This is a genomic window from Streptomyces sp. G7(2002) (assembly GCF_028870195.1).
GTDB classification, from domain to species: Bacteria; Actinomycetota; Actinomycetes; order Streptomycetales; family Streptomycetaceae; genus Streptomyces; species Streptomyces nigrescens.
The window spans coordinates 652,534-663,829 of sequence record NZ_CP102609.1; the positions used below are offsets into that span (position 1 = coordinate 652,534).

12 protein-coding genes are annotated in these 11,296 nt (G+C 68.9%); 8 read left to right on the plus strand and 4 right to left on the minus strand.

Features of this window, described 5'->3' with window-relative positions; translation table 11 throughout:
• Nucleotides 1–2 precede the first annotated feature (2 nt).
• Together NUT86_RS02870 and NUT86_RS02875 are read right to left on the minus strand one after the other, a co-directional pair.
• Nucleotides 3–395, minus strand: a complete 393-nt coding sequence (locus NUT86_RS02870) for a Tn3 family transposase (RefSeq protein ID WP_274733168.1) — start codon at nucleotides 393–395, stop codon at nucleotides 3–5.
• Complete coding sequence (locus tag NUT86_RS02875; RefSeq protein ID WP_381845204.1) at nucleotides 392–745, minus strand: IS5 family transposase; 354 nt, start codon at nucleotides 743–745, stop codon at nucleotides 392–394. Before NUT86_RS02875 ends, NUT86_RS02870 begins: the two co-directional genes overlap by 4 nt.
• A gap of 89 nt (nucleotides 746–834) precedes the next feature.
• Between NUT86_RS02875 and NUT86_RS02880 the strand changes: the two genes are divergently transcribed.
• From NUT86_RS02880 to NUT86_RS02900, 5 genes are all read left to right on the plus strand, one after another.
• Nucleotides 835–1,725 carry a GNAT family N-acetyltransferase gene (locus tag NUT86_RS02880; protein ID WP_274733169.1) on the plus strand — a complete coding sequence of 297 codons (891 nt, stop codon included), beginning with the start codon at nucleotides 835–837 and terminating at the stop codon, nucleotides 1,723–1,725.
• 224 nt (nucleotides 1,726–1,949) lie between these two features.
• Nucleotides 1,950–2,948, plus strand: coding sequence for an NUDIX domain-containing protein (locus tag NUT86_RS02885; RefSeq protein WP_262370912.1), 999 nt, complete (start codon nucleotides 1,950–1,952; stop codon nucleotides 2,946–2,948).
• 173 nt (nucleotides 2,949–3,121) lie between these two features.
• Nucleotides 3,122–3,619, plus strand: coding sequence for a DUF2975 domain-containing protein (locus NUT86_RS02890; protein ID WP_109886947.1), 498 nt, complete (start codon nucleotides 3,122–3,124; stop codon nucleotides 3,617–3,619).
• Nucleotides 3,619–3,843, plus strand: a complete 225-nt coding sequence (locus NUT86_RS02895; RefSeq protein ID WP_148588351.1) for a helix-turn-helix domain-containing protein — start codon at nucleotides 3,619–3,621, stop codon at nucleotides 3,841–3,843. The genes NUT86_RS02890 and NUT86_RS02895 overlap by 1 nt, the downstream gene beginning before the upstream one ends.
• An 83-nt stretch (nucleotides 3,844–3,926) precedes the next feature.
• A complete protein-coding gene (locus NUT86_RS02900) occupies nucleotides 3,927–4,775 on the plus strand; it encodes a YwqG family protein (RefSeq protein WP_274733174.1) in 849 nt (282 codons plus the stop codon).
• A gap of 55 nt (nucleotides 4,776–4,830) precedes the next feature.
• Here NUT86_RS02900 and NUT86_RS02905 read toward each other — a convergent pair whose 3' ends face one another.
• Complete coding sequence (locus NUT86_RS02905; RefSeq protein ID WP_274733176.1) at nucleotides 4,831–5,883, minus strand: hypothetical protein; 1,053 nt, start codon at nucleotides 5,881–5,883, stop codon at nucleotides 4,831–4,833.
• Nucleotides 5,884–6,036: 153 nt separating this feature from the next.
• Here NUT86_RS02905 and NUT86_RS02910 point away from each other — a divergent pair, with 153 nt between their 5' ends.
• Nucleotides 6,037–7,395: an erythromycin esterase family protein gene (locus NUT86_RS02910; RefSeq protein ID WP_274733178.1), complete on the plus strand. Its 1,359-nt coding sequence runs from the start codon at nucleotides 6,037–6,039 to the stop codon at nucleotides 7,393–7,395.
• Nucleotides 7,396–7,441: 46 nt separating this feature from the next.
• On the opposite strand, the gene NUT86_RS02915 is transcribed toward NUT86_RS02910, so the two are convergent.
• The gene (locus tag NUT86_RS02915; protein ID WP_274733179.1) at nucleotides 7,442–7,999 is read right to left on the minus strand and encodes a hypothetical protein; all 558 of its coding nucleotides are present in this window, start codon (nucleotides 7,997–7,999) and stop codon (nucleotides 7,442–7,444) included.
• Between the two features lie 354 nt (nucleotides 8,000–8,353).
• On the opposite strand from NUT86_RS02915, the gene NUT86_RS02920 reads away from it, so the two are divergent.
• Both NUT86_RS02920 and NUT86_RS02925 read left to right on the plus strand, forming a co-directional pair.
• Nucleotides 8,354–9,703 (plus strand): diacylglycerol/lipid kinase family protein, encoded by a 1,350-nt coding sequence (locus tag NUT86_RS02920; RefSeq protein WP_159491488.1) that lies wholly within the window; start codon nucleotides 8,354–8,356, stop codon nucleotides 9,701–9,703.
• 302 nt (nucleotides 9,704–10,005) lie between these two features.
• Nucleotides 10,006–11,208, plus strand: a complete 1,203-nt coding sequence (locus NUT86_RS02925) for a hypothetical protein (protein WP_274733180.1) — start codon at nucleotides 10,006–10,008, stop codon at nucleotides 11,206–11,208.
• Nucleotides 11,209–11,296: the final 88 nt, after the last annotated feature.

Genomic DNA, 11,296 nt, shown 5'->3' on the forward strand with positions numbered 1-11,296 from the left:
GATCAGGCCGCTTGGCCGTAGCCGTCCGGGGCTGGCGGGTCGTCGTCGCGCAGCGGGCTGAAGTCGACGTCCAGGTGCGGGTCGTACGCCTCGGGTTGAAGTCCGAGTTCGTGGGTGGAGTACTCGCCGAAGCGGCGGATGTGCTCGGTCAGGTACGGCGAGATGTGGGCCAGGTCCTCCGGGTCGATCTCCCAGTCCTCCTCCAGGAGCTGGCGGACGATCTCCGCGATGTCCAGGGCGTTGTGAAAAATGACCGCGTTGGTGAGCAGAGCGTTGAACTTCATCGCCTTCTCCTGCTCGATGGGGTCGTTGTCGGCGAGGACGCCCTGGTTGCCGAAGCCGACCCGCTGGGAGAACCGGTTGAACGACTCGACCTTGTTCGTCGCCGCGGTCACCCGCCGGCGAAGCGTGCCCCGGCGGCATGCTGGTGGGCGCGAATCGAGGTGGAGTCGACATTGATATCCCAGTCGATATCGCCTGCGGCGTCGGCTATGGCCTGGACGTGTCTGAGCAGCCTCTCCCAAGTCCCGTCGGCCGACCACAGCAAGTGCCGCTTGTGGACGGTCTGGCAGGGGCCGAAGCGTTCGGGCAGCTTGCGCCACTGACAGCCGTTGCTGAGCCGGTGACTGATCCCATAGATCAGCTGCCGGTGGTCCCGCCACCGGCCGTACCGGTTATTACCCTCGGGCAGCAGCGGCTCCAGCACTTTCCATTCCTTGTCGGTCAGGTCACCCCTGCTGAGCATGCACTGAACAACGAGTTAGCTGATCGAGCAGATACTCCCAGCTGGAAAATCGAATGCGTCCTGGCCTGGCCAATCCCTACGCTGAAATGATGGACTCTGTGCAGGTCAGGCCGATGCAAGAGGACGATCTCCCTTCGGCGGAGCGAGCTTCAGCGGTGACGTTCTTCGAGGCAGAGCGAACTACCAGACGGGTCAGCGATCCGGAGGCCGAGCCGCGGTCGGCGGCGGCCTCGAAGCAGTGGATCGACCGGATGCGCTTCTACCTGAGCGTTGATCCGGGCGGGTGCTGGGTCGCGGCTGACGAGGAAGCCGGCGCCGGCAGAGCAGTGGGGTTCGCCTTCTCGCAGAACCGCGGAGGTCTGTGGTTCCTCGCCACGTATGGGGTGCTGCCCAGTTATCAAGGACAGGGCATCGGCAAACGACTGTTGGACGCCGCCCTCGCCCACGCTGACGGGCGCCCTGGCATCTTCTCGTCCAGTGTCCACCCCGGTGCCACACGTCGGTATCGGATGGCGGACTTCTCGCTCCATCCGCAGATGCGGATGGTCGGCACCGTGGACCGGTCCACGCTCCCCATGGTCGACGGTCTCCAGGAGGGCCAAGCTGACGACTTCGAGTGGATGGACCAGCTGGACCAGGACCTGCGTGTTGCGGGCCACGGCCCGGACCACGGCTACATGCTCGACACCCTGCGGCTGGTCGTATGCCGGGACAGAGCGAGGCCGGGATATGCCTACTTCGACGACCGGGGACGGGCGTCACTGCTGGCCGCCTCGGACCCGGAGACCGCGCAGAAACTGTTGTGGGAAGCCCTGGCCTCGTCACAGGGAACAACCTTGGTCAACTGCATCACCAGCCCCAACGAGTGGGCGATCGATGTCGGCCTGGCCGCACGTCTCGGCATCGGCCAGAAAGGCTATATCGCTGTCCGGGGCATGCCTGTTCCGGCGCCCTACCTCGCCAGCGGGCACTTTCTCTGACCCGCACACGCCAATCTCAGTAATGTCGGCCGGCCTCCTCATCTGGGCTGCTCATGACCGGAGAGACACTGCCTAACGGAAAATGCCTCCACGGCCTCTGGCCCTCACCACCCGTTACGGGGAGGGGAACGGACCGTTCTTCAGGGCACCTGTGCTCGTGACCGCGCCAGCCGGCCACCAGGCCGCATGCGCGTATCCGACTCCGAACCCGGGACGGTGCACCAGTGAACGACGAGACGTCACAGCTCGGCTCTGCACTGCCGCCAGAGCTCCGGCGGGCGAACGCATCGGCGCTGATCTACAACGGGGCCGGCGAGTACCTGCTGCACCTTCGGGACGAGATTCCCGGTATCTGGGAGCCGGGATCGTGGTCCCTGCTAGGCGGCGGCCGTGAACCGGGCGACCGCTCCCTGGAGGACACGATCCGGCGCGAACTGCGAGAGGAGGCGGGCCTCGACGTCCCCGACCTCGTGCCCTTCACGGTGGAGGAGGCCAAGGGCAGCGACGGCACGAGCGTCCCCATCCAGATCTTCGCCGGTCACTGGGCCGGTGACCCCACGGCCTTGAACTTGACCGAAGGCGTCATGCTGCACTGGTTCCGGCCGGAGGTCTTGCCGCGCCTGAGGATGGCCCCTACGACCCGCGAGCTGGTTCGCCGCCACGCCGAGCTGCTCCACGCCGGCCACTACGGATCCGCTGCGCCGGCGACGGTAACCGGCGCTGTCACCACCGCCCGCCGGACTCCGCACCCGCGCGACCCATCGGCGCCGTCCTCGGACGGGAAAGCCGTGTTGAACGTCATCGGCGTCCATCTCTACCTGGAGAACGCCCATGGCGAGGTCCTGCTCGGGCTACGCCACCCCGACTCCGCCTACGCGGGGGAGACATGGCACTTCCTGGCCGGCCACTGCGAACAGGAGTCCGCCGTCGCCTGCCTCGTCCGAGAAGCCCTGGAGGAAGCTGGCCTGCTGATCGACCCCGGCGACGTCGAGTATGTGCACGCCGTCCATCTCGTCGACGCGCCCGGCACACAGCCACGCATGCAGATGGTCTTCCGCGCCCGGCGCTGGACGGGCACGCCGGAGATTCTCGAGCCCGACAAGTGCGTCAACTGGTGCTGGTGGCGGCCGGAGGCGCTCCCGGAGCCGCTCGTGCCCTACACCCGCGCCGCGATCGACGGAATCCGGGCGGGGCGCCTCTACACCGAGATGGGTTGGGCATGACCGAGGCCACCACAGAGCACTGAGTCCGGGCGCTGCGTCCCTCTCCCTGACGCGGGGCCACGGCCCGTTCGCGCTACTCCGGCAGCTCCCGCCCAGGCCCCCGGAGCACGCCAGGGACCGACCGTCGGGGCGGATCGATTGATTTTCGATCGAAACCAATCGATAATCGATACATGCATCGTTTGTTCATCGCCGCACTCCGGGCTGGCATCGTCGCAGTGATCTTGTTCGGCCTCTTCGGTCAGATCGTGGTCATTCCGACGACGGCAGCTGATGAAGTCGACCACTTCCCTCCCTACGCCCCCTTCGCCGCGCCCTACGTGACGGTGGCGATCGTCGGGATCGCCTGTGTCCAAGTCGCGCTCGCCGCAGTGTGGATGCTGCTCACCATGGTCGAACGTGATGCGATCTTCACCCCGAGGGCCTTCCGGTGGGTCGACACCATCATCGGGTCATCGATCGTGGCGACGCTGCTGGCGATCGGGATCACCGGGCATCTGGCCCTCACCGACATCCCCTCACCCGACGACGGCATGGAGGTCCTCGGCGCACTGGCCGCCGCGACCGCGAGTGTCGGCGTAGGGGCCTCGTTCGTGATGCTCATCGTCATCATGCGAAGCCTCTTGCACAAGGCGACGGAGTTGCAGACCGAGATCGCCGAGGTGGTCTGATGGCGATCATCGTCGACCTCGACCTCCAGCTCGCCAAACGCGGCCTGTCGGTGGGCGAGTTCGCCGATGCGGTCGGCATCACTCCTGCCAATATCGCCGTGCTGAAGAACGGTCGTGCGAAGGCGGTGCGGTTCACGACACTTGACGCGATCTGCCGCACACTCGACTGTCAGCCCGGCGATGTGCTGCGCTGGGTCCCCGACGACGGCGCGGACGACGCCTAGGGGGTTTCTCCCCGGCCGACGGAGATCGGGAAGACACCCCGGGGGACGGCTCGTTGTCAGTGGTCCCGTGCATCATCGTTCTCATGACACAGAGCACTGCCGACACGCTGCACACACTCGCCCGCGAGCACCTGCCCCACGAGATCGCCGAGCGCTGGATCGGCCTGCTGCGGCCGGGGCTGCGCTTGGAGAAGGCCACGGGTACGGCTCCGGTCGTCGGCCGGCTCGGCGGTCTGCCGGAGCTGCCGGAGAACGAGGAGTGGCCGGTGTGGGAGGGGCATGGTCCGCTCTCCTTCGTCGCTTCGCTCGACTGTGCCGCGCTCCCCTCTGCCGCCCTCGACATCACCATGCCCGCAGACGGCACGCTGGCCTTCTTCTACTTCGACGGGCAATTGGACGACGGCTGTGCAGTGGTTGCGCCCGATGAGCCCGACAGCTGGGCGGGAGCGCGCGTGCTGTACGTCCCTGCGGGGGTCGCCGTCGCCGAGCGGACGGCGCCGGAGACGATGCAGCCGTACCCGGAGGTCCCGCTGACGGCGCGTGTGGAGACGACGGCGCCGTACCTCTGGCACCCGGTGGTCTACCGGGAGTTCGCGCCGATGCCGGACGACCATCCGGTGTGGGACGACGACTTCCAGGAGGCCCTGTGGGACCACTTCGAAGGCACGGAGCACCGCATCGGTGGCCATGCGCACCCGGTGCAGGACGAGGTGGAGACCGAGGTCGCCCGGGGCGCCCTGGGCAGCCCGCCCTGGGACGACCCCCGCATCAAGGAGGAGGCCCTCCGCTGGGTGCTGCTCGCTCAGATCGATTCCGATGACGATGCGGACATGATGTGGGGCGACTGCGGTGCCCTCTACTGGCTCATACGCCCCGAAGACCTGGCCGAACGACGCTTCGACCGCGCGATGTTCACCTGGCAGTGCGGCTGACGGGAGTCCCCCGCCCCTGGCCGGCCGGTGCACACCCACACCGCCTGTACGGCTGTCAGGCGAGTGCCCAGTGGCGGAGTTGCCCGCCGTCCCGGGTGAGCCAGGTGCCGTCGCCGAGCGGGGTCACGTCCCTGCTGACCGATCCCGGGTATTGCAGCCGGCCGAGTGGTTGGAGTGTCACGGCCGCGAACAGCCAATGGTGGATCTCCGGGGGACGTCCCTGCAGGTACACCTTGCCCGTGACCAGCACATGCTCCGAATCGAGCACGTAAGCGTCGTCGAACTCGTCGGAGTCAGGGTCGGCGCCGAGCTCCTCGAGGTCGAACAGCGCAACCTGGTCGCCCGTGGTCGCATCGTGCAGAGCGAGTTCGTCGCGGTCGTCCTGGTAGGCGATGCTCTCGGCGCGCCGTATCGTCAGCACCTGAGCCGACGCGGGCAGCGAGCCCCTCACCTCCCGCATCGTCGTTCCCCCGCGGACAGCCATATCGTCGGTATGCGGATCAAGCCACCAGGTCGACCAGCTGTACCAAGCCGTCCAGCACGACACGACGAGAGTCGCGCCATCGGGATGCCAATGCTGGGTCAGGCCGGAGGCGACGGAAGCGACCGGTCGGCGTCCGCGGATCGCGCCGGACGCCGCGTCGAGGATGAGCAACGTGTCGCGTCCGTAGCTGCAGTGCGGCTCGTCGTAGACCAGTACCGCCCGGGAGTCGTCTTCGACGAGGGTCGGGGTGAGTACGCTGACCAGCTTGCCGTCCGGGCTGACCGCCGGGAAGCCGGGCGCTCGGGGCGCTCGGTTCCCGCCGTGCCAGGGGTCATGCGGCAGCCGCCATCTGGTGCTGCCATCGGCGTCCACGGCACGGACCGCCGCGCCCTCGGCCACGATGAAGCCGCCGTCGGGCGCCAAGGTCGCCTTGGCCTGCGGAGGGAGAGGCAGGCCATACGACACAGAGCGCGCGCCGGCGAGGAACGCCCGCTGCTCGTACACCTCAACCCGGTCACCCGTATCGACCGCAACCCGTCCGCCGGTGACCGCCGCGACCGCACCGGGCGCGCTGCCCTCCCCGATCAGCGTGACGCCGATCGGTGTCTCCCCCATCTTGCTCATGATCACGATCGTTGCACGCCCCCGCCTCGGAGACGAACCGAATTCGCCAGCTATGGACGGGCAAACCGGAAGCCGGTCGGTGGGGGCAGCCCCACCGACGGTTGGGGGGTGGGGCGTATGGTCGCCGTGCCCGCCGACAGGAAGTCTTGTGGCATGAGACAACACAGGTCGGCCCTCCTCGCATTGCTCCTTTCGCTCGGCACGGTGGTCGCCGCCGCTCCCCCGTCCCCGGCAGAGTCGCCGGTCCCCGCCCTGGAACGCGACGCGCACCCGCTGCGCACCACCGAGCCCCAGGGGAACATGGACGATCTGCGTCCGGTCGGCCGCATGGTGAAGGACGCACGGGTGGTGGGCCTGGGCGAGGCCACCCACAGTTCGCATGAATTCTTCGCCATGAAGCACCGGGTCTTCCGCTACCTCGTGGAGGAGAAGGGCTTCCGCAGCTTCGCACTGGAGGGAAGCTGGAGCACCGGACTGCGGCTCAACGACTATGTGCTGCACGGCAAGGGCGATCCACGGCGGATCATGCGCGAGGAGTTCCAGAGCATCTACTCCTGGTGGAACAACACCGATTACCTGAACCTGCTGACATGGATGCGCAGTTACAACAGCCGGCATCCGCACGATCCGGTCCAGTTCATGGGCGATGACTTCGGGTACGCCGGTCCGGAACTCTATGACCGGGTGACCGGCCATGTGGCCAAGGCGCATCCGACGCTGCTCCCGCGCTTCGCCGAGCTCTACCGCGGTCTGCGGCCCACGACCGGCGTCGACGCCCATGTGAACGGCTATCTGAAGCGGCCGCTGGCCGAGCGGAAGGAGATAGCCGACAGGACCGGGCGCGCGCTGGACCTGCTCAAGCGGCAGCGGCCCGGCGCCGGGACCGCGAGGGAGGCAGGGGAGGCGCATGCCTGGGCCGTACAGCACGCCACCGCCATCGACCAGACGGCCCGGGGGTACGCCTTCGACTTCGACGACCCACAGCAGGCCGCGGCGGGCATGCGCTACCGCGACGCGGTCATGGCGGACAACGTGGCCTGGTGGCAGCAGCACACCGGGGACAAGGTGATGCTGTCGGCTCATGACGGTCATGTCGCGCTGCGGACCTACGACCCGAAGCACTACCCCAAGGTCCAAGGCAGCTTCCTGCGCGGCAAGTTGGGCGCACGCTATGTGAGCATCAGCATGACCTTCGACCGGGGCTCGTTCAACGCCACCGGAGCCGACGGACGGGTGCGGGCCCACACCGTGGGTCCCGCGAAACCCGGCAGCAATGAGTACACCCTTGACCGGGTGCGCCACCGCGACTACGTCCTGGACCTGCGCACCGCCCCGCCCGCGGCCCGCGCCTGGCTTGCCACGGCACGTACCACCAGGAGCATCGGCACGGAGTACCCCGGGCCCGGGACGGAGTTCCAGATCGCGCTCGCGCGGTCGCACGACATCGTCGTGCATCTGCACCAGGTCGGTGCCGCCCGGCTGCTGGCCGCCCCGTCACCCGCTGGGAAGTGAGCCGTCGGCGTCCTCTGCGCCTGGTGCGCGGCGGAGGCCGCCCGGCTCAGTCCACCGTTTGGTCGCCGTCGGGCAGATCCTCGACGGTCACCTTTCCCCGCGGCTCCCCGAGTGCGTCCGCCACCACCCTGGCCAGGCCGCCCGGGTCGGGCTCAGTGGGTACGGGCACCTGCTCGCCCTCTGCGTAACTCTCGATCGCCTTGGTGAAGTAGCTCGGATGCCAGGCACCGACGGCGCCTCTGACCTCCACCGCGCGGACCTCCCGCGCCCCGATCCGCTGCTTGACCGCAGCGAGGATCCGGTCCGACCGGTACTCCCCCGGCACCTGGAACAAGCTGGCGTGCGCGCCCACCTTTCCGCCGTCCTGGAGCCGGACGGTCACCGTCAGACAGCTGGTCACGCTCGGGTAGATGAGGGTTCCACCGGGCCCGACCTCGCCGACCTGCCCCTCGCTGATCCTGAGGTGCGCGGTCGTGGGTGTGCCGGGCCCCGGTGTACGGGCCGGAGGCGTCACCGGTCCGGCGGCCTCCACGGCCCCCGCCGCGCCGGCCCCGGCAGGGAGGGACCCGCTCGCGACCGCCGGCTGGGCCTGGGCCCCGACCACGCAGGCGGCACCCAGGGAAAGCGTCAGGAAGGCTATGACGGGTAACGATGCCGTGCCGTTCGCTTGCCTCCGCCGATTCCACCGCATCTGCGCCACACGCCCTTTCGCCGCAATGAATGAGTCAGGAGGGCACCATCATGCACGCGGGCGCACCGTGGTGACGCGAGCCCTGGATGTGAGCCCTGGATGTGAGTCCTGGCTGTCCGACCGTGCCGTGCCGTGCCGAGGCCGAGCGCGGGCCGGCAGGCCCTGGCACCGAGTCCCGGGGAGCGCCCGCCCGCGCCAGGTGATGCGCTCCGCCGCCCGCACCTGTGCAATGGAGGAGGGAGCGGCAGCGGAACCGGCGGGAGGCGGATGCGCGTGGACAGGCGATGGGCCGCACGTCTGGCGCTGGCGGCGGGGACGGCGGCGCTGCTGGTCCTGCTGGTGTTCGCCGGGCTGCGGAGCATCGTGCTGGTGGGCGTGGGGCTGGCCGGGCTGGCCGCCACGGCGGCCGGACTGTGGTGGGTGCTCGCGCGCACGGGTGTGATCAGGGTGCTCGCTTTCCTGCTGGCGACCGCCACACCGGTCGTCGTTCTGGTGCTCTACGCGGTTGCCGGGCTGCTGTGGGTAGTGCTCGTCTCGCTCGCCCTGTGGACGCTTGCGGTCTTCACGGGCAGAACGGCACTGGTGCCACAGAAGACCGAACCGGCGCCCCAGCCGGAACGCCCGGTCGCTCCTCCGAGACGCCCCTTCCTCATCATGAATCCGCGCTCGGGCGGCGGGAAGGTCGGCCGATTCCAGCTGGCGGACCAGGCCAGGGCGCTCGGCGCCGAGGTCGTCGAGCTGGATCCCGCGCAGCCGCAGGACGTGGCAGAGCTGGCGCGGCGGGCCGTCGACGACGGCGCCGATCTGCTCGGTGTCGCGGGCGGCGACGGTACGCAGGCTCTGGTCGCGGCCGTAGCGGCGGCGCGCGACGTTCCGTTCGTCGTCATCTGCGCCGGAACCCGCAACCATTTCGCCATGGACCTCGGCCTCGACCGGGAGGATCCCTCGGCCTGTCTTGAGGCGCTCACCGACGGGGTCGAGCTGCGCATAGACCTGGGCTTCATCGACGTGGGGCAGCCCGCGGCGGAAGGCCGGGGGCGCGTCTTCGTCAACAACGCCTCCTTCGGCGCGTACGCGACCGTGGTGCAAAGCCCGGCCTATCGCGACGACAAAGCCCGTACCACCCTTCAGATGTTGCCGGACCTGCTGACCCACCACAGCGGCCCGCGCCTCCAGGTGCGGACCGGCGATGTGACCGTCGACGCGCCCCAAGCCGTCCTGGTGAGCAACAACCCCTACCGGATGGGAGATCCCGCGGGACTGGGGTACCGGGAACGGCTGGACTCCGGCGTCCTGGGAGTGCTCGGTGTGACGGTCGACAACGCGGTCCAGGCGGCCTCGATGCTGCGCGGCAGCCATGGGCCGGGGCTGACCTCGCTCACCGTCCAAGAGGTGGTCGTCAACGCCGATGCCCCCGTCATCCCGGTCGGTGTCGACGGCGAGGCCCTGACCGTGCCCACCCCCGTACGCTGCTGGATCGAACCGGGCGCCCTGCGCGTACGACTGCCCAGCAACCGTCCCGGCACGCCGCGCGCGAAGCCGCCGATGAATTGGCGCAGGGTACGCAGGCTCGCCCTGACGGTGGGGCGGACGGCGGCGGGGAGGGACACCGGCTGACGACGCCGGCCGCTGCGCAGTCTCATGCGGCGCGCTGCCCGCTGCCCGTGTACACCGTGCCACTACACCCACGCCGCACCCACGCAACCCCGCACCCCGCACCCCGCACCCCGCACCCCGCACCCCGAAGTGGATGTGACCTGCGTCGATTCCGGCTCATCGGTGACCGGGCAACGACCCTCCGTGGCCGCTCGGTCCACCTTGTGAGTTTCGCCGCCGTAACGGAACCCCAGCGTCCACCAGCCCCTCTCTCTGGACGTCCAGTGGGGCACTTCAGGGCGATAAATGCGATGAGGACCGTTATGCGTGATGTCAGTCGGCGGGGAATGCTCGGACTCGGGGTGGGAGCGGCGGCGGCACTGTCCGTCGCCGGCTGTTCCTCCCCGGGTTCGTCGGAATCCGGCAAGGTCGGGACCGAGCCCGGAAAGACGGCGAAGAGCAAGCCGATCGGCGACGGCTCGACCGCGTACACCGGAAAGCAGCCGAAGCAGCCGCCCAAGCCGGAGCGGCTGGCGCCCGGCCAGAAGCCGCCCCAGTTCGTGGTGTTCTCCTGGGACGGGGCGGGCGAGGTAGGAAATGGCCTCTTCCCGCGGTTCCGCAAGCTGGCCCGCGACCACAATGCCTCGATGACCTTCTTCCTCTCCGGGCTGTATCTGCTGCCGGAGTCGAAGAAGCGGCTGTACCGGCCGCCGAACAATGGCGTCGGCGCCTCCGACATCCCCTATCTCACCGATGACCACATCAGGGAGACGCTGAAGAACCTGCGCGCGGCCTGGCTGGAAGGCCACGAGATAGGCACCCACTTCAACGGCCACTTCTGCGGCACCGGCAGCGGCTCGGTCGCCCACTGGACCCCGGCGCAGTGGGACTCCGAGATCGAGCAGGCCATGGACTTCGTCACCAAGTGGCGGACCAACACCGGCTTCACCGACCTCGAACCGCTGCCCTTCGACTACAGCAAGGAACTCGTCGGCGCCCGTACGCCCTGTCTGCTGGGCCAGGGCAACCTGCTGCCGACGGCGCGCAAGCGCGGCTGGCGCTACGACGCCAGCTCGCCCGGCGGCCTCCAGGTCTGGCCCACCAAGAAGCAGGGCCTGTGGGACTTCCCGCTCCAGCAGATGCCGTTCCCCGGCCACTCCTTCGAGGTGCTCTCGATGGACTACAACATCATGGCCAACCAGTCGCAAGCCTCCACCAAGGCCCCGCCCGCCAACTACCCGGGCTGGCGCAAGCAGGCCGCCGACGCCTACATAGCCGGCTTCCAGCGGGCGTACGACACGAACCGGGCCCCCTTCTTCATAGGCAACCACTTCGAGCAGTGGAACGGCGGCATCTACATGGACGCCGTCGAGGAGGCGTTCAAGCACATCGCCGACGAGAAGCACGAGGACGTCCGGATGGTCTCCTTCCGCCAGCTGTGCGACTGGCTCGACGCCCAGGACCCCCAGGTCCTCGCCAACCTGCGCGGGCTCGGCGTCGGACAGAAGTTCACCGGACGCGGCTGACAGCACAGGACGCGGCTGGCAGCCCAGGAGGGGGTGCGGAAGTTCCCCCACCCCCCATTCCTTTGACCCCACCCCCACCCCAGCCCAC